The sequence below is a fragment of the Mesorhizobium sp. M1006 genome (genome assembly GCF_040318825.1).
Classification (GTDB): domain Bacteria; phylum Pseudomonadota; class Alphaproteobacteria; order Rhizobiales; family Rhizobiaceae; genus Mesorhizobium.
In genome coordinates this window covers 170,656-191,804 of record NZ_JAMYMZ010000003.1, presented here as the reverse complement: position 1 = coordinate 191,804, position 21,149 = coordinate 170,656, and the positions used below count along the sequence as shown (strand labels likewise).

Annotated in this window: 21 protein-coding genes and 1 pseudogene; 9 read left to right on the top strand and 13 right to left on the bottom strand. The window is 60.8% G+C overall.

The genetic code is table 11. The annotated features are described in order from the left end of the window. Window positions 1-4: 4 nt before the first annotated feature. From NKH60_RS04160 to NKH60_RS04150, 3 genes are all read right to left on the bottom strand, one after another. Window positions 5-916: a C40 family peptidase gene (locus tag NKH60_RS04160; RefSeq protein WP_502898527.1), complete on the bottom strand. Its 912-nt coding sequence runs from the start codon at window positions 914-916 to the stop codon at window positions 5-7. Beyond that, a complete protein-coding gene (locus NKH60_RS04155) occupies window positions 879-1,229 on the bottom strand; it encodes a MarR family winged helix-turn-helix transcriptional regulator (RefSeq protein WP_023676939.1) in 351 nt (116 codons plus the stop codon). Before NKH60_RS04155 ends, NKH60_RS04160 begins: the two co-directional genes overlap by 38 nt. 70 nt (window positions 1,230-1,299) lie before the next feature. Next, window positions 1,300-2,664 (bottom strand): leucyl aminopeptidase family protein, encoded by a 1,365-nt coding sequence (locus NKH60_RS04150; protein ID WP_352871296.1) that lies wholly within the window; start codon window positions 2,662-2,664, stop codon window positions 1,300-1,302. A gap of 122 nt (window positions 2,665-2,786) precedes the next feature. Here NKH60_RS04150 and NKH60_RS04145 point away from each other — a divergent pair, with 122 nt between their 5' ends. Then, window positions 2,787-3,608 (top strand): tetratricopeptide repeat protein, encoded by an 822-nt coding sequence (locus tag NKH60_RS04145; protein WP_352470190.1) that lies wholly within the window; start codon window positions 2,787-2,789, stop codon window positions 3,606-3,608. Window positions 3,609-3,724: 116 nt separating this feature from the next. Here the strand turns inward: NKH60_RS04145 and NKH60_RS04140 are convergent, their stop codons facing one another. The 9 genes from NKH60_RS04140 to NKH60_RS04100 all read right to left on the bottom strand — a co-directional run bounded on the left by NKH60_RS04140 (window position 3,725) and on the right by NKH60_RS04100 (window position 12,785). Then, window positions 3,725-4,741 carry a type II secretion system F family protein gene (locus tag NKH60_RS04140; RefSeq protein WP_023676936.1) on the bottom strand — a complete coding sequence of 339 codons (1,017 nt, stop codon included), beginning with the start codon at window positions 4,739-4,741 and terminating at the stop codon, window positions 3,725-3,727. An 8-nt stretch (window positions 4,742-4,749) separates the two neighbouring features. Further along, on the bottom strand, window positions 4,750-5,763 hold the full coding sequence (locus tag NKH60_RS04135; RefSeq protein ID WP_023676935.1) for a type II secretion system F family protein: 1,014 nt from the start codon (window positions 5,761-5,763) through the stop codon (window positions 4,750-4,752). A 29-nt stretch (window positions 5,764-5,792) separates the two neighbouring features. Further along, complete coding sequence (locus NKH60_RS04130; protein ID WP_352613901.1) at window positions 5,793-7,301, bottom strand: TadA family conjugal transfer-associated ATPase; 1,509 nt, start codon at window positions 7,299-7,301, stop codon at window positions 5,793-5,795. A 29-nt stretch (window positions 7,302-7,330) separates the two neighbouring features. Further along, window positions 7,331-8,614, bottom strand: coding sequence for a CpaE/TadZ family protein (locus NKH60_RS04125; protein WP_352621909.1), 1,284 nt, complete (start codon window positions 8,612-8,614; stop codon window positions 7,331-7,333). A gap of 55 nt (window positions 8,615-8,669) precedes the next feature. Then, entirely contained in the window at window positions 8,670-9,404 is a 735-nt protein-coding gene (locus NKH60_RS04120; RefSeq protein WP_352448620.1) for a CpaD family pilus assembly protein, read from the bottom strand. Window positions 9,405-9,418: 14 nt separating this feature from the next. Further along, window positions 9,419-10,945, bottom strand: coding sequence for a type II and III secretion system protein family protein (locus NKH60_RS04115; RefSeq protein ID WP_352613899.1), 1,527 nt, complete (start codon window positions 10,943-10,945; stop codon window positions 9,419-9,421). Continuing rightward, entirely contained in the window at window positions 10,942-11,757 is an 816-nt protein-coding gene (cpaB, locus tag NKH60_RS04110; protein WP_023676931.1) for a Flp pilus assembly protein CpaB, read from the bottom strand. The genes NKH60_RS04115 and cpaB overlap by 4 nt, the downstream gene beginning before the upstream one ends. A gap of 189 nt (window positions 11,758-11,946) precedes the next feature. Then, complete coding sequence (locus NKH60_RS04105) at window positions 11,947-12,465, bottom strand: A24 family peptidase (RefSeq protein WP_352613898.1); 519 nt, start codon at window positions 12,463-12,465, stop codon at window positions 11,947-11,949. A gap of 149 nt (window positions 12,466-12,614) precedes the next feature. Further along, window positions 12,615-12,785 (bottom strand): Flp family type IVb pilin, encoded by a 171-nt coding sequence (locus tag NKH60_RS04100; protein ID WP_023676929.1) that lies wholly within the window; start codon window positions 12,783-12,785, stop codon window positions 12,615-12,617. A 342-nt stretch (window positions 12,786-13,127) separates the two neighbouring features. Between NKH60_RS04100 and NKH60_RS04095 the strand changes: the two genes are divergently transcribed. From NKH60_RS04095 to NKH60_RS04085, 3 genes are all read left to right on the top strand, one after another. After that, a complete protein-coding gene (locus tag NKH60_RS04095) occupies window positions 13,128-13,550 on the top strand; it encodes a pilus assembly protein N-terminal domain-containing protein (protein WP_352613897.1) in 423 nt (140 codons plus the stop codon). A gap of 151 nt (window positions 13,551-13,701) precedes the next feature. Next, window positions 13,702-14,262: a TadE/TadG family type IV pilus assembly protein gene (locus NKH60_RS04090; protein WP_352613896.1), complete on the top strand. Its 561-nt coding sequence runs from the start codon at window positions 13,702-13,704 to the stop codon at window positions 14,260-14,262. A gap of 30 nt (window positions 14,263-14,292) precedes the next feature. After that, window positions 14,293-14,913, top strand: a complete 621-nt coding sequence (locus tag NKH60_RS04085) for a TadE/TadG family type IV pilus assembly protein (RefSeq protein WP_352470083.1) — start codon at window positions 14,293-14,295, stop codon at window positions 14,911-14,913. A gap of 101 nt (window positions 14,914-15,014) precedes the next feature. Here the strand turns inward: NKH60_RS04085 and NKH60_RS35105 are convergent. Continuing rightward, window positions 15,015-15,143: pseudogene (locus NKH60_RS35105) on the bottom strand (phosphate/phosphite/phosphonate ABC transporter substrate-binding protein); the annotation flags it as partial. A gap of 160 nt (window positions 15,144-15,303) precedes the next feature. Between NKH60_RS35105 and NKH60_RS04080 the strand changes: the two are divergent. The 5 genes from NKH60_RS04080 (at window position 15,304) to dnaA (ending at window position 21,042) form a co-directional block, all read left to right on the top strand. Next, window positions 15,304-16,545: a phosphopentomutase gene (locus NKH60_RS04080; RefSeq protein WP_352613895.1), complete on the top strand. Its 1,242-nt coding sequence runs from the start codon at window positions 15,304-15,306 to the stop codon at window positions 16,543-16,545. Further along, window positions 16,538-17,428 carry a bifunctional DNA-formamidopyrimidine glycosylase/DNA-(apurinic or apyrimidinic site) lyase gene (mutM, locus tag NKH60_RS04075; protein WP_352613894.1) on the top strand — a complete coding sequence of 297 codons (891 nt, stop codon included), beginning with the start codon at window positions 16,538-16,540 and terminating at the stop codon, window positions 17,426-17,428. The genes NKH60_RS04080 and mutM overlap by 8 nt, the downstream gene beginning before the upstream one ends. Before the next feature lie 24 nt (window positions 17,429-17,452). After that, complete coding sequence (locus NKH60_RS04070) at window positions 17,453-18,226, top strand: enoyl-CoA hydratase (RefSeq protein ID WP_352613893.1); 774 nt, start codon at window positions 17,453-17,455, stop codon at window positions 18,224-18,226. A gap of 160 nt (window positions 18,227-18,386) precedes the next feature. Further along, window positions 18,387-18,653, top strand: coding sequence for a 30S ribosomal protein S20 (rpsT, locus tag NKH60_RS04065; protein WP_023676922.1), 267 nt, complete (start codon window positions 18,387-18,389; stop codon window positions 18,651-18,653). Between the two features lie 841 nt (window positions 18,654-19,494). Continuing rightward, the gene (gene dnaA / locus NKH60_RS04060; protein ID WP_031211816.1) at window positions 19,495-21,042 is read left to right on the top strand and encodes a chromosomal replication initiator protein DnaA; all 1,548 of its coding nucleotides are present in this window, start codon (window positions 19,495-19,497) and stop codon (window positions 21,040-21,042) included. The last annotated feature ends 107 nt before the right edge of the window (window positions 21,043-21,149 follow it).

Sequence of the window (21,149 nt, the reverse complement as noted above, 5' to 3'; positions counted from 1 at the left end):
CGCGCTACGGCCGGCGAAACCCGGTCGGTCCGCCATAGAGATAGCCGATACGGGCGACCGCCTCCCTCAGTCCTTCACGCGACACCAGCATGGTGTGGCCGTTGGCGTGGATCATGGTCTCCGGATCTGTCATGATCGCGACGTGGCCTTTCCAGAAGACCAGGTCGCCGCGCCGCAACCCGGCAAAATCCGGCCCGGGTTCGAGCGGCTCGCCGACGGTCGCCGCCTGCATGTCGGTGTCGCGCAGCACTTGCCTGCCAGCCATGTGCATTGCAAGTTGCACGAGACCGGAACAATCGATGCCGAAGCCGGAGACGCCGCCCCACAGATAGGGCGTGCCGAGAAACGCCTCGGCGACCGCGACGTAGTCGGGATGAACCTCGGCGACCGGCCTGAGATGACTCGAGATGACCGCCTGGCCGGACGGCAGCAGAGCATAATGCGTGCCGCGCGTTTCCGCTGAGCCCGTCACCGCCACCAATGACCCCATCGAGAGCTCCCCGCTCACCGGGAACCGCAAATCCGGTCCCGGATAGAGGAAAGTGCGCGGCACCGAGACAACATGGGTGGGCGCATGCTCCCGACCGCCCAGCACGGTGTCGGCGACATAGCCGACATAGCCGTCGCGCTCGGCCTGTATCCAGGCCCAGCCCTCAACGTCCTCGAAGACGAGGACGTCTTCGCCGAACAGAAGCTGGGTATCGACGCCGGCGTCCGGGCGCGGCGCCTTGCGGATGTCGGCGACGCAGGCTGATATGCGAGCCGGCCGGCCGGCGACGAAACGGTCGGCGGCGACCTCGCCTCGCAGCCTGGCGTCGGCGAGATCGGAGCGGAAGGCATGGAGGCGGGCATCCCTGGCGGTCAAATCGGCAACTCGTTCAAATGGGCAACTCTTGGGCTCTGGCAATGATAACATCGCCAAAGCGCTCGACAAAGAGCGCGCCTTCGACTGTGCGCCTGACCAGCACGTTGCGCTTGTCGAGCTCGTCGCGGTGGCGCGACACCAGTTTCAGCGCCCCCATCGTATCGAGCGCACGGGTGATCACCGGCTTGGTGACGTTGAGGCGGGCGGCTAACCCCCGTACCGTGTGGGGCGGCGGATCGAGATAGATGGTGAACAGGATCGCCGTCTGGCGCATGGTGAGATCGGGCGCGTCGTCGCGCACCTCCGACAGCACCACCTGTTGCCATAGTCGCAACGCTTGGCTTGGACGCATGATAATCGACATCCGTCCAGCATGACGGAAAATTGTTTCGGTTCCGTTTCAGTCAATAACCTTCGTCGGCTATGCCCGAGAATCAGCCGTAGCGGTTCGAAATGACCTGCTCCAGCGCCCGGATGCCTTGCGCTTCGCCACCGGCAAGGCCGTGCGGGCGGTCGAACGGGTTCCAGGCGAAGATGTCGACATGCCCCCAGCCGGCGGTCTTTTCCACGAAGCGCTTCAGGAAAAGCGCCGCGGTGATCGAGCCGGCGAAACCGTCCGGCGTGACGTTGTTGACGTCGGCCACCTTCGACGCCAGCTTGGCGTCATAGGGCTTCCACAACGGCATCCGCCATAGCGGATCCTCGACCGCAACGGAGGCGTCCGCCAGCTCGGATGCAAGCGTCTCGTCACCGGTATAGAACGGCGGCAAGTCGGGACCGAGCGCAACACGGGCAGCGCCTGTCAGCGTTGCCATATCGACCAGCATCTGCGGCTCTTCGTCATCGGCCAAGGCCAGGGCATCGGCGAGCACCAGCCGTCCTTCGGCGTCGGTGTTGCCGATTTCGACGGTAATGCCCTTGCGGCTCACCAGCACGTCGCCTGGCCGGAAGGCGTTGCCGGCTATCGAATTCTCGACAGCCGGGATGAGCACGCGCAGCCGAACCTTCAACCCGGTGGCCATGATCATGGAAGCGAGACCCAGCACGTTGGCAGCGCCACCCATGTCCTTCTTCATCAAAAGCATGCCCGAGGACGGCTTGATGTCGAGACCGCCTGTATCGAAGCAGACGCCCTTGCCGACCAGCGTTATCTTGGGGGCATTGTTCGGCCCCCAAATCATGTCGATCAGGCGTGGCGCGTCGGCAGAAGCCCGACCGACGGCGTGGATCATCGGAAAGTTGGCGGTAAGAAGATCGTCGCCTTTGGTCACCGATATTTCGGCCTTGTGCGTCGCGGCCAAGGTCCGGGCGGCCTTTTCCAACTGCCCGGGGCCCATATCGCTGGTCGGCGTGTTAACCAGATCGCGCGCCAGGAAAATGCCATCGGCGAGGCGGCGGATGCGGGCGGCGTCGGTGCCTGCCGGCAGCGCGAGGCGAAGCGTCTTGCCTGGCTTCTTGCCGTAGCGGGTGAAGACATAGCCGCCGAGCGCCACGGCGAGTGCCGTAAGCTCCGGCTTGGCCGGTGCGGACGCAAAATGCCACTCGCCTGCGGGCAAGGCTCTCGCTAGTGCGCCGATGGCCAGTGCGCCCTCGCCATCACCGGTGCCGAACAGGGCTCCGGCAATCGCGCCGTTGTCGCCAGGCATGATCAGCGTCCTGCCGGCCTCGCCGGAAAAGCCGTTGGCCTTGGCCCAGGCGACCGAGGATGGCGCAAGGCCCGCCGCCGCCAGAGCATCCTTCGCCACCAGATGGACCGGCAGCGCATTGCTCAATTCTTTCTCGACGAGTTCGACAGGCATTCGCTGGCCTCCGGCTTCCGAGTCGGCGTTTCTTAACTCTCCGTTAGGGTTAACAGAATATTTCTGCGGGAGGAAAGATGACCTCGCAAATGGTCACGCGCATGAACGGAGCCCTGGTGCCGATGCCGACCAACCGCAGGATGAACGCCAGCGCAAATAGGCTGATCACCACGGCGTTGATGATGGTGCTTGCTGCAGGCGTCGCCGGCTGCGGAACCAGCAAATTGACGACTGGCTCGATTTCTCGTCCAAGCGGCAAGCCGCTGGAAACAATGTCGGCGGGCGAACTGCACAACGCTACGATGGCGCTCGGCCAGTCCTATTCGAAAAACCCCAGCGACAAGCGGATCGCGACAAATTATGCCGCGGCGCTGCAGATGGACGGCGACGCAGACCAATCGCTTGCGGTGATGCGCAAGCTGGCGATCGCCTTGCCGAAGGATCGCGACGTGCTCGCCGCCTATGGCAAGGCGCTTGCCGCCAACGGACAGTTCGAGCCGGCACTCGATGCCGTGCGCCGCGCCCAGACGCCCGAATATCCTGACTGGAAACTGGTATCGGCGGAAGCTGCTATTCTCGACCAGCTCGGCCAGAAGGACGAGGCTCGCCAAGGCTATCGCAAGGCGCTTGACCTCAGGCCGAACGAACCGTCGATCCTTTCCAATCTCGGCATGTCGTACGTGCTGGAAGGTGATTTGCGCACAGCCGAAACCTATATGCGCTCAGCCGCCCAGCAGCCGAATGCAGACAGCCGCGTCCGCCAGAACCTTGCGCTGGTCGTCGGTCTGCAAGGCCGTTTCGACGAGGCAGAGAAGATCGCCTCGCAAGAGCTGTCGCCGGATCAGGCGCAGGCTAACGTCGCTTACCTTCGCCAGATGCTGGCGCAGCAGAATGCCTGGAGCCAGCTCAAGGACCAGGACAAGGCAAAGCCCGCCACCAACTGACCGCTTCGAGCGCCGAACCGGCGCGCGAATTCCGCAACATGTCTAACGCAAAGAGCCGCGCTGCACCGGCAGCGTGGCTCTGAATCGTATCAGCGTTTCTGGCAACGCCGCTGGCGCTACTCGCTGCTTGATTTCGGCTGGTCGCCAAAGATGCCGCGCTGGCTCACCTGGATGCCGGCGGGACCCAGAATGATGGCGAACAGCACCGGCAGGAAGAACAGGATCATCGGCACGGTGAGCTTCGGCGGCAGCGCGGCCGCCTTCTTCTCGGCGGCATTCATGCGCATGTCGCGGCTCTCACTGGCAAGCACCCGCAATGCATGCGCCACGGGCGTGCCGTAGCGCTCGGCCTGAACCAACGCCTGGGACACCGACCTGACGGATTCCAGGCCAGTTCGGCTTGCAAGGTTCTCGTAGGCCTGCTTGCGCTCCTGCAGATAGGAAAGCTCGGCGTTTGTCAGGATGAATTCTTCCGCCAATGCCACCGATTGCGCGCCGATCTCATCGGCGACCTTGCGAAGCGCCGCTTCCACCGACATGCCGGACTCGACGCATATCAGCAACAGGTCGAGCGCGTCCGGCCACGCCATCTGAATCGATTGCTTGCGCTTGGTAGCGCGGTTGTTGACGTAGAGCACCGGCGCGTAGAATCCCGCATAGGCTACCACGATGCACACGAACAGCTTCACGAAAAGCGGCTGCTCGGGCAATCCGCCGAGCACGAACAGATACATCGCCGCCAATGCAAAGCCGATGAAGGGCAGGACGAGACGGAAGAAAAGGAAGCGCGTCAGCGGATTTTGCCCGCGAAAACCCGCCACTTTCAATTTCTGCAAGGTACCTTCATCCGCCAGCGCACGCCTGAGATCCAGGCGATCGACAATATTGCGCATGCCGACCGACTGTTCTTCGCGCAGGCCCTTGCGGCGGCGGTCGGCTTCGACTGCCAGCCGCGCGCGCTGCTTGGCGCGCAGCTCATCGCGCTCCAGCGCTACGGATTTCATGCGCGCCTTGAGCTGGTTCCCGCCAAAAGCGGGCAGCAGCGTGAAGACGGTCGCAAACACCGCGATGCCGACCAGCAGTGCGATCAGCAGGGACGGGTCGGTGAGAGTTCTGATGACGTGATCGGTCATAACGGGTCCTAGACTTCGAAATTCATCATCTTGCGCATTACCAGGACGCCCATCGACATCCAGATGCCGGAACAACCGAGGATCAGATGGCCGGTGCTGGTGATGAAGAGGGGCATGATGTAGTTCGGGCTCGTCAAATAGACGAGAAAGGCGACGACGAAAGGCAACGCGCCGATGATCACGGCGGATGCCTTGGCTTCCATGGACAATGCCTGGACCTTGGCTTTCATTTTCTTGCGGTCGCGAAGCACGCGCGAAAGATTGCCCAGCGCTTCGGAAAGATTGCCGCCGGCCTGAGACTGGATCTGGATGACGATGCCGAAGAAGCTCGCCTCGGTGCACGGCATCGTTTCTGGCATGCGCATGGCCGCGTCAGGGATCGACAAACCCATTTGCTGCGAATCGACTATGCGGCGGAACTCGGTCTTGACCGGCTCGGGGGATTCGTTGGCGATCAGACGCACGGCGTCGTTCAGCGGCAGGCCGGATTTTACCGCACGCACGATGATGTCGAGCGCGTTCGGAAATTCGTTGAGGAACGCCTTGACGCGGTGCGCGCGGCGAAACGAGACGAACCAGCGGGGCAGACCCAAGACGCCGACCAGCAGCGCAGCCGGCAAGACCAGCAACGGTGCGCCGATGAAATATACAAGAGCCGTCAATACGACGCCGCAGACCGCCGAGTAGACATAGAAGCGCTCAAGCGAGATCTTCATGCCGGCCTGGCGGATTTGGATCTTCAGCGGTGGTTTCTTGACCAGGCTCTGATTGGACTTTTGCTTTTGATCGAGATCCTTCAGCGAATCCTGGACGGACTTGCGACGCTTGGCCGCTTCCGCCACGCGATCGCGCGACGCCTTGACGACGGAACGATCCGTCTCGGCGGTCTTGATCGATTCAAGCCGCTTGCCGACCTGCTTCTCGGTGCTGATCCGGTTGAACAGGAAAGCATAGGCCACAGCGCCGGCGCTGAAGCCGGCGAGCACGACGAATGCCAATACGGTGCCGTCAATTCCGAACATCGACCCTGGCCCCCACGCTTCCAGACGGATCAATCAGCGCGTTTCTCCATCGCCTCGAGCGCGACCGCGAGGCGCTGCTCCTCACCGTAGTAGCGGGCGCGCTCCCAGAAATGCGGACGGCCGATGCCAGTCGACACGTGCTCGCCCAGCAGCCTGCCGTTCGCGTCCTCGCCCTTGATGTTATAGAGAACGATGTCCTGGGTGATGATGACGTCGCCTTCCATGCCGATTACCTCGGTGATGTGGGTGATACGCCGCGATCCGTCGCGCAGGCGTGCAGCCTGTATGATCACGTCGACGGAGCCGACGACGATCTCGCGCACGGTTTTTTGCGGCAGCGTGTAGCCGCCCATGGCGATCATCGACTCTATGCGGTTGAGGCATTCGCGCGGGCTGTTCGAGTGGATCGTTCCCATCGAGCCGTCATGGCCGGTGTTCATCGCCTGCAGCAGGTCGAACACTTCGGGTCCGCGCACTTCGCCGACGATAATACGTTCGGGGCGCATGCGCAGACAGTTCTTGACCAGGTCGCGCATGGTCACTTCGCCCTCGCCTTCGAGGTTGGGCGGACGGGTTTCGAGACGCACCACATGCGGCTGCTGCAATTGCAGCTCAGCTGAGTCCTCGCAGGTGATGACGCGTTCTTCGCGGTCGATATAGTTGGTCAGGCAATTGAGCAGCGTCGTCTTGCCTGAGCCGGTACCGCCCGAGATGACAATGTTGCAGCGGACACGCCCGATGATCTTGAGAATCTCGGCCCCTTGCGGAGAAATCGAACCGAACTTGACCAGCTGGTCGAGCGTCAGCTTGTCCTTCTTGAACTTGCGGATGGTAAGTGCGGTGCCGTCGATAGCCAGGGGCGGTGCGATGACGTTGACACGGGAGCCATCAGGAAGACGCGCATCGCAGATCGGGCTTGATTCATCGACGCGGCGGCCAACCTGGCTGACGATACGCTGGCAGATGTTGAGGAGCTGCTGGTTGTCGCGGAAACGGATGCCGGTCTGCTCGACCTTGCCGTTGACTTCGATGTAGACGTTCTTGGAGCCATTGACCATGATGTCGGCAATATCGTCGCGGGCAAGCAGTGGCTCCAGCGGCCCGTAGCCCAAAACGTCGTTGCAGATATCCTCGAGAAGCTCTTCCTGCTCGGCGATGGACATCGCGAAATTCTTGATCGCGATGATGTCGTTGACAATATCGCGGATTTCCTCGCGCGCGCTTTCGGGATCGAGTTTGGCGAGCTGCGACAGATCTATCGTATCGATGAGTGCGGCGAAGACCTGGCTTTTGGTGTCGTAGTAGGTTTCGCTCTTTTGGCGCTGGATACTTTTCGGCTCCGGCGCCAATGGCGGCGGCTCGACCGCACGGCGAACCGCCGGCGCGGCAGGCGCGCCGGATGGCGGCAGCGCCGCCGGCCTGGCAGCTACAGCCGCTTCCACAGGGTTCGCGGCCGCCGGCGCGGCAGGCGCGGGTGCTGGCTGACGGAATTCCGGAATGGTCCGGTTGCCGTCGTCGCTGCCTCTTTTACCAAACATGATCGCTTACCAATTCCACCGCTGAGGCATCACTTCTTGTTGCGCGAAAGCTTGCCGATCAGATTGCCGAGGCCAGCCTTTTTCTTCACCTTGATTTCGCTGCGCCCTGTCAGCACATGGGCGATCTCGTTGATCGTGGCGACAACCGGACTCTTGGCATCCATCTCACCGAGCATACGTCCGTTGTTGGCAGCATTTCCGAACAAAAGCGGCTCGAACGGGATGACCGACATCGGCGAAAGGCCGAGCGATTCGGAGAAGTCGGACGGCGTAATCTCAGGACGTTTCGGCACACCGGCCTGGTTGATCACAAGCTTTGGCGCGGGGTCGTTCGGACGAAGCCGCTTCAGCATGTCGACCAGGTTCTTCGTGTTGCGCAGATTGGCAAGTTCGGGCGTCGCCGTGATGACGATCTCGTCGGCCTTGACCAGCGTGTTCTTGGTCCAGCCGGCCCACACGTGGGGAACATCGAGCACGAGGAGCGGCGCGCTACGCTGGGCTATGTCGATAAGCTGGGTGAAGGCGTCTGGATCGAAATCGTAGACCCGCTCCAGGGTCGAAGGGGCCGCAAGCAGCGACAGGTGCTCGGCGCATTGGGCGAGCAGCCGGTCGAGATAGACCTCGTCGACGCGTTCCGGCGAGAAGACTGCCTCGGCAATGCCTTGCGCCGGATCCTGGTCGAAATTGATATTGGCCGTTCCGAAGGCGAGGTCGAGATCGGCGACAACCACTTCGGATTTGAAAAGGGACGACATGGCCCAGGCCACATTATGGGCTATGGTCGAGGAGCCGACGCCGCCTTTGGCGCCGATGAAGGCAATCGAGCGGCCGATCGGCTCAGCTTCCGGATCAACGAAGATCGAAGACACCACGCTGACGATGTCGGCCATCGATACGGGCGCGATGACATACTCGGAAATGCCCGAACGGATGAGTTCGCGGTACAGGCCGACATCGTTGTAGTGGCCGACAACCACCACCTTGGAGGTCGGGTCGCAATGCTCGGAGAGCTGGGCGAGTTGTTCCAGCAACAGCTTCGGCTCGCTGCGCGATTCAAGCAGGATCAGGTTCGGCGTCGGCGCCGACTGATAGAATTCGATAGCGGTGGGGATGCCCCCCATATGCACCTTCAAATGGGCCTTGGCCATGCGGCGATCCTCGCCGGCGCGCTCGACCGGATTGGCTACGCCTTCGGTCTCGCAAAATGCCTGGATCGAAATGCGCGGGATCGGCCGCAACGCCTGCATCGCGGCAATATCCTGCTCCGAGGTTTCGCCGCCCGGTACCTCTGTGTCATAGGCAAGATTGCTCATTGTCATCACTTTCCGTGACTTGCGCGGCTTAGGGTTTGTTGAGCCTCAACACTCGTTAATATTCGACTTCCGAATTGCCGAGGAATTCGTCCGAAATACCTCTGTCACGATAGACGTCGATCACCGCGCCGCGATTTTCCGCGTCGATCGGCGTCGGCTTGCGTGGCCCGATCAGATCGGACGGATTGGCCATCTGGGCAGCCAGGTTGTTCTGATACGAACAGCCGAAATCGGCATAGTGCTTGTTTTCCGAAGTCTGCAGCAGGTCTTCGGGCCAGCGCCCGCATTTATCCGTCTGAGCCTTCACCGAGACGTAGGCAACACGAACCGGTGCGGACGCTTCGGCCGAAACAGACTGATAGGACCGCATGTCGATCCGCTTCCGGCTGATGCCGCTGGCTATGGCCAGCCTGGCGAAATCGCGGCCGGCCGCGGCCGCTGCGATTTCGTTGGCTGAGCCGCTCGGAATCTCGATCGTCAGCACCGGAGCCGCGCTCCTGTCGTATCCGTCCAGGAAGCCCAGGAGCGTGTCACGCTGGGATCTGGTCATGCCACGGTCGCCGGCGCCGACCGGAAGGTCGATCTTCTGTATCTTCTCAGCTATGACGATCGGATGGGTGGTGCGATAATCGTCCGGTATGGCACCCACCGTGACGCTGTCGCGATTGGCGCAGCCGGCCAGCAATGCCGCCACCGCGATCGCCATAATGGGAACGGCCGGCCGCCAGATTCGCGAATGGACTGACCGCGTCGCGGTGATCGCCCGTGCCTTCGATGTTGCCTTAGACATGACCGCTTCCCCGCTTACTTGTAGATAAAGCCGACAACGCCGTGGTAACGGCCGTTGGGCTTGTTGGTCTGCATGGTGCCGTAGACACGGTTGACGCGGCCAAGGAAAATGCCGGCGCCATCGCTGGCGGCGTTGAAATTGTCATCCGGCTTGGCAAGATCGTTGCGCGCCACCGGCTTCACCAGATAGGGCGTAATGATGATGACGAGCTCGGTCTCGTTGCGAACGAAATCCCTGCTGCGGAACAGCGCGCCAAGCACTGGAATCTTTGTCAGACCGGGCAAGCCGTTGACAGCTTGCCTGAGATCATCGCGGACAAGGCCGGCAATCATCATCGAGCCGCCCGAAGGCAGTTCCACTGTTGTGTCGGCCAAGCGCTTGCGGAGCGACAGGGCATTCATGCCCGGGCTCGTTACGCCTTCGGACAAAGACACAGATCCCTCCGTTGTCGGCTCGGAAACCGAGGTTCTGACTTTCAGGCTGATACGGCCGGGAGACAGCACCACCGGCTGGAATTCCAGGCCAATGCCGTATTCGATCTTCTCGACCGAATACGTCTTCAGACCGGTCTGGTTATCGTTTGATACGGCTTGGGAAACGCTGGTCACCATGTTGTATTCGCCGCCAACCTTGAAGGTCGCCTTCTCGCCGGATACGGCCGTCAATGTTGGTTCGGCGAGGGTTTTCATGACACCGGACTGTTCCATGGCATTGATGTAGGCCTGCAGCGTCGAGCTCCCGATAGAGAGGCCCGAGTTCGACAGCGACTTGCCCAAACCAGTGAAATTGTCGCTTACCGCGCCCCAGCTGATGCCGTTGCTGCTGCCGTTGCCCACCATGTTGACGCCGAGCTGCTTCATCACCGAGCGGCTGACTTCCGCGACCGTCACCTTCAGCGTCACCTGGTCGTCGCCGATGATCTGCAGCAGGTTGACGATCTTGCTGACGCGGCGCTCGGCATCCGGGTTATCGATCGCGACGCCGGCTTCAGCCGAACCGCCGGCAGCGGTCTGCGAGTATTGACCCGTGGTTGCCTCGCCGCCGGACACGAAAATAGTTGCCAGATCGGCCGCGCGCTTGGCGTCCAGAGGAGTGTCCACGGTTCCGGTCAGAACGACGTTGTCGTTCAGCAACTCGACCTTGACCTCCGATGACGGGATGAAGCGCTTGATATAATCCTCCAGCCCGGCGACGTCACGTTCGACCGCTAGGTCAAGGCTGACGATCTGCTCGCCATTCGAGCCAAAGACGAAGATATTTGTCTCGCCGACCGCCTTTCCAAACAGATAGATGCGCCTGGCGGTGCGGGTCACCGCGTCGGCTACAGCGGGGTTGGCGACGAGAATGTCGTAGGCATCGCTCGGGAGGTCGATGACCACCGACTTGTTCAGTCCGAGCTTAACCCGCTGGGTGGCGGTCGAAGCCGTCACCCTGGCATTGCCCGCCGCACTGGCATCGACAATGCCATATGCATTCGTTCCAAGGAGAAACAGGCCGATCGCCGCAGCCAGGATGAGCGGCAGTTTGGTTTTTAGCCTCATTTCCTTGCCCCCACTTCGGAAACTTCGCCCGACTTGATCAACCGCACTGTTCCGCGCCGGCCATTGCCGGAAACCAGGTAATCGGCTTCGCCCACATTCTTGTCCTGGCTGTCCTTGATCGAGCGCAGCGCCAATGTCAGGCGATCCGCCATCTGCTGTGCGACGGTGATGATCTCGGACTGCTGCGGCGTCAGTTCCAGGGTGGCGGTCTGGCCAACCCTGGTCTTCTTACCTTCCTCGTCCTCCTGAATGGTCTGGTCGATCGCCAGGACGCGAATGTTCTTCAGGATAGTTTCGGTCGTGAAGCCCGGACCACCGCCATTGGCGGGATCGGCTCGGCGGGTCATGATGACGTCGACGAAATCGTTGGGAAGAATAAAGCCACCGGCCGAGGTGTCGGCCGAGATGCTTGTGGCAACGGCCCGCATGCCGGAGGGCAGGATCGACGACATGAAGCTTTGCCCTTCACCGATCAGCTTCGAGCGCCGCAGCGGCTCGCCGGCGTAGAGCGCCACGCGAGCGACGGCGCCCTTCAGCTTGTCCAGCGCTTCAGGCTCGGCGGCGCGGGTGATGAAATTTGCGTTGATGCCTGCGGACGGCCATGACTCCCAGGAAATGTTGTTTTCAAGCGGACTGCCCATCGGAACGTCGCCGGAAAGAACAAGCACATCCTGCAGCGCGATCGCCGGCGCCTGAGGACCGGAATCGACAACCGGAGGCGGCGGAGCCACGACCATGTTCTTCGCGACATAGCCTGCACCACCGGCCGCGGCTATCGCCACGCTCAGAATAATCAATCGGGATGCTGGCATCTGTCCGAACCTCGCCTTGGCAAACCACGTAGCCAAGCGGGACTTTGCAGCGGCAATCGTCAAAACAAGGTTAATGTTATACTTACGATCGTGATTAATTTAACGTTTATATAAATTGGACCGACAAGCCCGGCCCGAAGGAAAACGTGGCCAACTCGCCTGCTCGGCGCCAACCGCGTAAAGTGAAATTCAGCCCGCCAGCCTGGTGAGTGCCCAGGCCATCAATGGCGAGTCGGAATAGGTGAGCAGACCGCCAATGCCAAGCGCGATGCCGTACGGAACGCCGGTCGCCTCATCGGCGAAATGGCGCAGGAACGGATTATGGCTTGTGACGGCGGCAAGCGGCGATTTTCGATAGGCGAGGATGGCTAGCGTCAGCAGGCCGCCGATGAATGTCGAGGCGACGAGGTATTCGATGAGATGGATGTTCAGTCCCATCCACATGCCAGTGGCAGCCAGAAGCTTGGCGTCGCCGCCGCCCATGCCGCCCAGCGCGAACAGGCCGAACGTCACCGCGAGAACCAGGCCGGCGGCGGCGAAATGCCAGCCATAGGTGGCCCAGTCCATACCGGTCAAAGGCGCAACCAAGGCGAAGACGACCACAAGCAACACCGGCACGCGATTGGCGATCGTCATCGAAAGCATGTCGGAGATCGCGGCAAAAAGCATGCAGAACGGAAATACGACGAAGATCACGGCTTCAAGCATCGGCGCGCCTATGACCCAATTGCATCTGGCCCCCAACCCAATCCTATTCGACTAACGACTGATGAGGCGCAAATTTCAATTCATACCAGGACTAAATAAGGGCCGCCAGTGCGGCGGCCCTTATTTCAGAACAAGCGAACCCGTTACGGTCAGCTACCGTTCACCTTAGTGGAGATGGCGGTGAACTTGGCGTTCAGCGAGTTGCCGAGCTGGCCGGCGCCGACCATGATGGCGAGTGCGATAAGAGCGGCGATCAGACCGTATTCGATAGCGGTCGCGCCGGATTCGTCCTTCACAAAACGTGCGATGAGGTTAGACATTCGAGCTCCTACTCCAATTGTTACAGCACTTCCGTCAACTTCTCTTGGTGGCTGATCGGATACTGCGAATCTAAGGAGAAGCTGTTTCAATCGGCTTAATAAACAGGCTTACCGATTCCTTTCCCGCTTCGACGACATTGCGTGGTTAACCCAGAACTAAAATACCCGCCGCCAGGGCCCCGGCCGACAAAAGGCGCAACAGGCGCAATTCGGCAAAGACGTTTCAGCCGTGCCGGCTAGACCCAATGCCGGTTCCGGCTTGATTCTGAATTCCAGCCGCTTAACGGTTGGTTCACCAATCTCGTTCATGTTCCGTTGAACAGTTTGCCAGGGGGCGCCTCAATGGCCGGGCCGAGATCATCATTTCCAGTTGCCGTGCTTTTTGCCGCAGCGGCTTTCGCCTTTCCAGCCAAGGCCGGCGCCGGCATCGAGGTGACGATGAACCAGGCAAAGATCATCAAATTGTCGCGCGCCGCCGATACGATTGTCGTCGGCAATCCGGCGATCGCCGACGCCTCCGTGCAGGACGCATCGACGATCGTACTGACCGGCAAGGGATTTGGCGTCACCAATCTCGTCGTCCTCGACCAGCAGGGCAATCCGATCGTCGATGAGCAAATAACCGTCGTGCGCCAGGCAGCGTCGTCGGTGCGCATCTATCGGCGTTCCGAAGTACAGACCATGTCCTGTGCGCCATATTGCGAAAGCTCGTATAAGAGCGATGCCGAGAAGGCCTCTGAAGCCGAAATGAGCGCCGTGCATTAGCTAGCCGACGTCTCCGTCTTTGGCGGGAACGTGCTTCGGTTATCGCCGGGTTAAGGCCTTCCCGTTGAATTTAACGGTCATTCCAACCGGACTTCAATCGGTTCCGACTAAGGGTGGACCGATACAGAAGCGGCATCGGCGGGCAGCGGACATGAGCAAGGCAGGACGAGCAGGTTCTCCAAGACGGTTTTTGGGCGACCGCCGCGGAAGCACGGCGATCGAATTCGCCATGCTTGCAATTCCTTTCGCGCTTCTTGTCTTCGCCATCCTGGAGAGCTGCATTTCTTTTGCCGCACAGGAAGTGATGGCAAACGCAACCGACGACATCGCGCGCCAGCTGCGTACCGGCCAATTAAGACCGACCGATGTGTCCGGCACCAAGCTGCGGGATATGATCTGCACCAAATTGGAGATCATGGTCGCCAAGACCTGTCCCGGATTGCTGGTGGACTTGCGCGAATATCCGACCTTCGCCGATGCGGCGCTGGCCGGTTTCAAGGTCCAGGATGGCGACGTCGTGCTGACCAAAGGCACGAGCACACAGACCTTCACCGTCGCACCTGGCCTGGCGGAGTCGAGAAACATGCTGCGTGTTTTTTACAAATGGCCGGTGATGACCGACTTCATGGCCAAATCGATGGCCAACCTGAAGGACGGCAAAACGCTGCATTTTGCTTCGATCACTTGGCAGAACGAGCCGTTCGACAACTGAACCACGTAGTCGCTTGAAAAGGGCAAAGCCATGATTCGTGCGGGGGCACAGCTGGGCATCGCAGGGATTTGTACAAGAGCAGTCCGACTTTGCTCGGACCGCCGCGGTATTGCGGCTGTCGAGTTTGCCCTCATCGTGCCTATCCTGTTGATCATGTACTTTATGACAATGGAGGCCTCGCAAGCCATCGAGACCAGCAAGAAGGTCAGCCGCATCGGCAGCATGGTAGCGGACCTCGTCACGCAGCAGCAGACCGTCAAGGCGGCCGATGTCGATGCCATCATGGCGATCGGCAGTTCCACGCTCCAGCCCTACAACCGCTCGAAACCGAAGATCATTATCACGGCGATACAGGTGACGAACGAGACGACGCCGAAAGTCCTGGTCGTGTGGTCGCGCAAACTGGTCGATGGCGTCTCTAGCGTCGACGCGGTCAAGGATTCCACCACAACGGTCCCTAGCGCGCTCAAGATCAAAGGCACGTTCCTCATCCGGGTCGAAAGCGATCTCGCCTACAAGCCAATCATTACCTGGTCGGCGGACGGCCAAAGCCGGTTCGGGTTGAGCTCGGTCTTCAATTCGATATCGATGGCGGAAACTTATTATCTGCGGCCGCGCAGGAGCCCGACCATTCCGTGCAGCGATTGCTGACGCCTGAAGCCCGCTAACCGGTCTGTTGCTATTGCTTGCGACCGCGGGCCGAGACTAGACGCACGATGGCTGCAGCCAGCACATAGTCCCTCGACCGGCAACGGTTCGGCGACGATACCGATACGGAACGTTCTGATAACATCGCGCCAATCGGCTCGCGCCAGGTTTGTGCAAGACGCATCCAGCAGCAAAGCCAGTACGGTGGCGAATGCTGTCAGGGCAAGCCTCATGCGAGCTCCGCGCCGCGCATTTCCATCCGCAGATCGACCATGCCGCGATTCGTCTCTCCGGGACCAGCACGCCAAGCCGTGCTGTTTGGGTTTCCGAATTGCCAATGGCGGCGCGGAACCCTATGTCTGAGCCAACACACAGGCAATGATGAACCTTTCGATGGCACGCGCCTTCCTTTTTGTCCTCGACTCCTTCGGCATCGGCGGCGCGGCCGATGCCGAACGTTATGGCGACACCGGCTCCAATACGTTCGCACACATCGCGCGGGCCTGCGCAGAAGGCCGCGCCGACCGCGAAGGCCTGCGTGCCGGACCCCTTCTTGTACCAAACATGCTCGCGCTCGGTCTCGGCCAGGCCGCGGCAACGGCAACGGGTTTCAGGTTTGAGAATGCCGGCAGTGCACCGCTTGCCGCCGCCTTTCACGGCGCGGCCCAAGAGGTTTCGAGCGGCAAGGATACGCCATCGGGCCATTGGGAAATAGCCGGCCTGCCGGTCCGTTTCGACTGGGGTTACTTCCCAGACAAGATTCCTGCCTTTCCGGCCGAGTTGACCGAAGCAATGGTGCGTGAAGGGAAGGTGCCTGGCATCCTCGGCAATTGCCATGCTCCGGGCACCGAGATTATCGAACGGTTCGGCGAAGACCATATCCGCACCGGCAAGCCGATCTGCTACACTTCGATCGACTCCGTCCTGCAGATCGCCGCGCATGAGGTTCATTTCGGCCTGGAACGGCTTTACGAGTTCTGCAAACTGGTGCGCAGGCTCGTCGATCCGCTGAATATCGGCCGCGTCATCGCGCGGCCGTTTATCGGTGAAACCGCCGCCACGTTCGAGCGAACGCATAATCGTCGCGACTATGCCGTACCGCCACCGGAACCGACGCTGCTCGACCGGCTGACGGCGCGCGGCAGCCGGGTTATCGCGATCGGCAAGATCGGCGACATTTTCGCCCATCGGGGGATCTCGGAAGTCCGCAAGGCTGCCGGCAACATGGCGATGTTCGACAAAACGCTTGGTGCCATGGAAGACGCCCGCGACGGCGACCTCGTCTTCGCAAACTTTGTCGACTTCGACACCGAGTTCGGGCATCGGCGCGACGTTGCGGGATATGCCGCCGCACTCGAAGCTTTCGACCGGCGCCTGCCCGAGGCATTCGCACGGCTGAGGCCAGGCGATCTGCTCATCTTGACCGCCGATCACGGCAATGATCCGACGTGGCGCGGCACCGACCACACGCGCGAGCGTATTCCGATTATCGGGACACGGCCGGGTTTCAAAGGCGCAGACATCGGACTGAGGACAACATTTGCCGACATCGGCGAAACCGTGGCCGAACATCTCGGGCTGGCGCGCGGCCGTCACGGCACCTCCTTCCATGCCACGATAGGTGGCCATGCCTGAGCTGCCGGAGGTAGAGACAGTCAGGCGCGGTCTGCAGCCGGCCCTTGAAGGTGCCCGCATTGTCGGTGTCGAGGCACGCCGGCCGGATTTGCGGTTTCCGTTCCCCGAGAGATTTTCGGAGCGGCTGACCGGCAAGACGATTGCGGCGCTCGGCCGCCGTGCCAAATATCTGACAATGCACATGGACAACGGCCCGGTTCTGATCTGCCATCTCGGCATGTCGGGTTCGTTTCGCATCGAAACGGCCGACGAGAGCGCAACGCCCGGCGCGTTCCACCACGAACGCTCGAAAAACACTGCTCACGATCACGTCGTCTTCGACATCGCATCCCCTTCCGGCGTCCGCTCTCGCGTGATCTTCAACGACCCGCGCCGCTTCGGGTTCATGCTGTTTTCGGAAGGCGAGCCCGACATGCATCCGATGCTGGCGGGATTAGGCGTCGAGCCTACAGGCAACGCACTGGACGGCGCGCTGCTCGCTTCGTTGCTGAAAGGTCGCAAGTCACCGCTGAAAGCGGCACTTCTGGACCAGAGGCTGATTGCCGGGCTAGGCAATATCTACGTCTCGGAAGCGCTTTGGCGGGCCGGCCTGTCGCCGCTGCGCGAAGCGGGCACCCTCGCGAGAGCCGGCAAGAAAGCCAAAGAGCAAAGCGAACGCCTGGCCGAAGCAATCCGCTCGGTCGTCGCCGATGCGATCGCCGCCGGCGGCTCGTCGTTGCGCGATCATATGCAGACCGATGGATCACTGGGCTACTTCCAGCATTCCTTCGCGGTTTACGATCGCGAGGGGGAAGGCTGCTCCAAGCCTGGTTGTGGCGGCCACATCGAGCGTATCGTGCAAAGCGGTCGTTCGACCTTCCACTGCCGGGCCTGTCAGGCTTGAACCAGAACCGAGGAGGAGCAAAGCATGGGCTATGAAACCATCATCGTCGAAACCCGCGGCAAGGTCGGGCTGATTACGCTGAACCGGCCGCAGGCGCTCAACGCGCTGAATTCACAAGTGCTGGCGGAACTGGTCGCGTCGGTGAATAGCATGGGCGCCAATGCCGACATCGGCGCCATGGTCATCACTGGTTCGGAAAAGGCTTTCGCGGCAGGTGCCGATATCAAGGAAATGCAGTCCATCTCCTATGTGGATGCCTATCTGCAGGATTTCTTCGTCGGCTGGGAGGAATTTACGCGGGCACGAAAGCCGATCATCGCGGCAGTGGCGGGCTATGCGCTGGGGGGCGGCTGCGAACTGGCGATGATGTGCGACTTCATCATCGCCGCCGACACCGCCAAGTTTGGCCAACCCGAGATCACGCTGGGCGTCATGCCCGGCATGGGCGGATCGCAGCGCCTGACCCGCTTTGTCGGCAAGTCGAAGGCGATGGATATGTGCCTGACGGGTCGAATGATGGACGCATCCGAGGCCGAGCGTTCCGGCCTTGTCTCGCGCGTGGTGCCAGCCGGCGAGTTGATCGAGGAAGCGCTTAAGGCAGCGTCCAAGATCGCTGGTTTTTCCTTGCCGTCGGTGATGATGGCAAAGGAGGCCGTCAACCGCGCCTATGAGACGACGCTCACCGAGGGTCTGCGGTTCGAGCGCCGGCTATTTCATTCGCTGTTTGCGCTGGATGACCAGAAGGAAGGCATGGCGGCCTTCAGCGGCAAGCGGAAGCCGAATTTCACGAACCGATGAGATGACGAAGGCGCCGGTCAAAAAGAAAGCGCTGCAGCGTTGACGCGCCGGAAAAGCTGAACTATAAGCCGCACCAACCGAGGCGGCCCTGTGGCTGCCCGTTTGTTTTTTGCGCCCTGCGGTATCCCGCAAGCGCCCACCAGATCAGAAGAGAGGCACCATGGCCAATACCTCCTCGGCCAAAAAGGCAACGCGCAAGATCGCCCGTCGCGCAGCGATCAACAAGAACCGCCGCTCCCGCGTCCGGACCTACATCCGCCAGGTCGAAGAGGCGCTCGCGGCCGGCGACAAGGCGGCCGCACAGGCTGCCTTCAAGGTGGCCGAGCCGGAATTGATGCGCGCCGCGACCAAGGGCGTGGTGCACAAGAACACGGCATCGCGCAAGGTGTCGCGGCTGGCCCAACGGGTCAAGGTGCTGTCGGCCTAATATATCTTTTCCTGAACTGCGCTTCTTCAAACCCGGCCAATCGCGCCGGGTTTTTTTCGTTTGCCGGCAAGTACTTAAAAGAAAGCCCGCAAAATGGCGCTCCGCATGCATTTCAAAGTTCGAAATGCTTTGCCGGCGTATACATACCCGCTGATATTCGCAGCCTTCGAAACCGCCAATGCGAAAATTTCCGAGCGTCACAGATTACTGTTTTTTTTCAGAGGCTTACCGATGGTGATCCACAGCTTGTTCACATCGGCTGTGGCCGATAGGCGGCAATTGGCTGTCAAGTGAATTATTTCAGAAAATTTCGCGTTGTGTGGCCTTTTTCACATTCGCCGGAAAAGGGTTTGAATCACAATGGCTTTGTCAAAATCAACTGTTGCGGCATGGCGTTCGAAACGTCCCTTGCTAGTCAGATTCCTTAAAAATCCGTTAGGGGTGGCCTTGCCCTATCCACAGCGATTTCGGTAATGTCTGTCCATCGAAGGGACGGGCCCTTGGCCCTTGACCAGCCTGAAACCGGCCAGCTCAAATTGGCAGAGTTTACAGCGCGGATTCAACTCCGCGGACGGGGTTGGTTTGTCTTTTCGATACGGTAGGGGACTGGCGTAATTGTACATGGCAGGTCGACGGTGCGCCGGCGGTTTTTCGCCGGACGGCATTTTGTTGCCCTGACATGACCAAAGCGGATCGGCTCTTCGGCGCCGGACCGACAACGAGGCGATTCATCAGCCCGGCGGCGGCGATGGTGTCGCAGCGAAGACACGGTCGCCGGAAACATGGATGCAGGAGGCGCATCCCCGGCGGAAAACAGGTACAAGAGACAAGGAACTCGATCATGCAGAGCGGCGGCATCGAAAGGGAGCTTACAGGCGACCTCCCATTTCCTGGAACGTTAATCGGAAGGAACGACATGGCGGCTTCCAATGAAGCTGAACAGAAGTTCGATCGGGTCAAGGCCCAGTTGAAGGCGCGTCTGGGAACCGAGGTCTATTCGAGCTGGTTCGGGCGCATGAAGGTCGCTGAATCCTCTAAGGGCATTGTCCGCATCTCAGTGCCAACCGCATTCCTGCGTTCATGGATCAACGGCCACTATCTCGATCTCATCACCGAGTTGTGGAAGCACGAGGATCCGGAAATCCTCAAGATCGAGATCGTGGTTCGCACCGCCACACGGCAGGGCCGCAACAGCGTCGAGCCAGAAGTGGCCCCGGCGCGCAAGATGACCAGGCAGACGCAAACCGCGCTCTCTGCGGGCACGGCGAGCCCCAGCAGGGTCGAACGGGTCCCGGTACCCCGCCCGGGGATGCCGGCAGAAACCGAGTTCCGGCACAATGTTCTCGGTTCGCCACTCGATCCACGCTATACTTTCACCTCCTTCATCGAAGGACCATCGAACCGAGTGGCTTTTGCCGCCGCCAAGGCGGTCGCGGAATCGCAGTCGAGCGCGGTGCGTTTCAATCCGCTCTTTCTTCACGCGACGGTCGGGCTGGGCAAAACGCACCTGTTGCAGGCGATCGCCGCAGAATCGCTGAAGCAGAATCCGAAATCGCGGGTCGTCTATCTGACGGCTGAGTATTTCATGTGGCGGTTCGCCACCGCGATCCGCGACAACAACGCACTGACGCTGAAAGAACAGCTGCGCGACATCGACCTCCTCATCATCGACGACATGCAGTTCCTGCAGGGCAAGTCGATCCAGCACGAATTCTGCCATTTAATCAACATGCTGCTCGACAGCGCCAAGCAAGTGGTGGTCGCTGCCGACCGGCCGCCGTCGGAATTGGAGTCGCTGGAGCCACGCGTCCGCTCGCGCCTCAACGGCGGCGTCGCGCTGGAAATGTCAGCCCCGGATTTCGCCATGCGTATCGGTATGCTCAAGCTCAGGCTTGCCACCGCCAAGCTCGACGATGCGTCGCTCGATATTTCCGAAGAGATCCTCAACCACGTCGCCCGCACGGTGACCGGCAGCGGACGCGAGCTCGAAGGTGCCTTCAACCAGCTTTTGTTTCGTCAATCCTTCGAACCGCAGATCACCATCGACCGCATCGACGAGATCCTTGGCCACATCTATCGTTCGGGCGAACCCAAGCGGGTGCGTATCGAGGACATCCAGCGCATCGTCGCGCGCCACTACAACGTGTCGAAGACCGAACTTCTGTCCAACCGGCGCACACGCACCATCGTCAAGCCACGGCAGGTCGCCATGTATCTGTCGAAGGTGATGACGCCGCGCTCGCTGCCGGAGATCGGGCGGCGGTTCGGCGGTCGTGACCATACGACCGTGCTGCATGCGGTGCGCAAGATCGAGGATCTTTCCGGTGCCGACAACACACTGGCGCAGGAACTCGAATTGCTGAGAAGGCTGATCAACGACCAGGCCTGACGGCCCGAAAAACGCCGGCTCGCGGACTCCGGCCTTTTTATCCCCAGAAAGCCCGTGCAGCCGGTCCGAACCGGTGGCGCGGGCTTGCGTTTGCCGGGTTTTTCCTG

Bases quoted from the DNA above. Each gene is read 5' to 3' on its own strand.
- NKH60_RS04160 (WP_502898527.1), bottom strand. From the start codon at position 916: ATGTTATCATTGCCAGAGCCCAAGAGTTGCCCATTTGAACGAGTTGCC.
- NKH60_RS04155 (WP_023676939.1), bottom strand. From the start codon at position 1,229: ATGTCGATTATCATGCGTCCAAGCCAAGCGTTGCGACTATGGCAACAG.
- NKH60_RS04150 (WP_352871296.1), bottom strand. From the start codon at position 2,664: ATGCCTGTCGAACTCGTCGAGAAAGAATTGAGCAATGCGCTGCCGGTC.
- NKH60_RS04145 (WP_352470190.1), top strand. From the start codon at position 2,787: ATGCCGACCAACCGCAGGATGAACGCCAGCGCAAATAGGCTGATCACC.
- NKH60_RS04140 (WP_023676936.1), bottom strand. From the start codon at position 4,741: ATGACCGATCACGTCATCAGAACTCTCACCGACCCGTCCCTGCTGATC.
- NKH60_RS04135 (WP_023676935.1), bottom strand. From the start codon at position 5,763: ATGTTCGGAATTGACGGCACCGTATTGGCATTCGTCGTGCTCGCCGGC.
- NKH60_RS04130 (WP_352613901.1), bottom strand. From the start codon at position 7,301: ATGTTTGGTAAAAGAGGCAGCGACGACGGCAACCGGACCATTCCGGAA.
- NKH60_RS04125 (WP_352621909.1), bottom strand. From the start codon at position 8,614: ATGAGCAATCTTGCCTATGACACAGAGGTACCGGGCGGCGAAACCTCG.
- NKH60_RS04120 (WP_352448620.1), bottom strand. From the start codon at position 9,404: ATGTCTAAGGCAACATCGAAGGCACGGGCGATCACCGCGACGCGGTCA.
- NKH60_RS04115 (WP_352613899.1), bottom strand. From the start codon at position 10,945: ATGAGGCTAAAAACCAAACTGCCGCTCATCCTGGCTGCGGCGATCGGC.
- cpaB (WP_023676931.1), bottom strand. From the start codon at position 11,757: ATGCCAGCATCCCGATTGATTATTCTGAGCGTGGCGATAGCCGCGGCC.
- NKH60_RS04105 (WP_352613898.1), bottom strand. From the start codon at position 12,465: ATGCTTGAAGCCGTGATCTTCGTCGTATTTCCGTTCTGCATGCTTTTT.
- NKH60_RS04100 (WP_023676929.1), bottom strand. From the start codon at position 12,785: ATGTCTAACCTCATCGCACGTTTTGTGAAGGACGAATCCGGCGCGACC.
- NKH60_RS04095 (WP_352613897.1), top strand. From the start codon at position 13,128: ATGGCCGGGCCGAGATCATCATTTCCAGTTGCCGTGCTTTTTGCCGCA.
- NKH60_RS04090 (WP_352613896.1), top strand. From the start codon at position 13,702: ATGAGCAAGGCAGGACGAGCAGGTTCTCCAAGACGGTTTTTGGGCGAC.
- NKH60_RS04085 (WP_352470083.1), top strand. From the start codon at position 14,293: ATGATTCGTGCGGGGGCACAGCTGGGCATCGCAGGGATTTGTACAAGA.
- NKH60_RS04080 (WP_352613895.1), top strand. From the start codon at position 15,304: ATGGCACGCGCCTTCCTTTTTGTCCTCGACTCCTTCGGCATCGGCGGC.
- mutM (WP_352613894.1), top strand. From the start codon at position 16,538: ATGCCTGAGCTGCCGGAGGTAGAGACAGTCAGGCGCGGTCTGCAGCCG.
- NKH60_RS04070 (WP_352613893.1), top strand. From the start codon at position 17,453: ATGGGCTATGAAACCATCATCGTCGAAACCCGCGGCAAGGTCGGGCTG.
- rpsT (WP_023676922.1), top strand. From the start codon at position 18,387: ATGGCCAATACCTCCTCGGCCAAAAAGGCAACGCGCAAGATCGCCCGT.
- dnaA (WP_031211816.1), top strand. From the start codon at position 19,495: ATGCAGAGCGGCGGCATCGAAAGGGAGCTTACAGGCGACCTCCCATTT.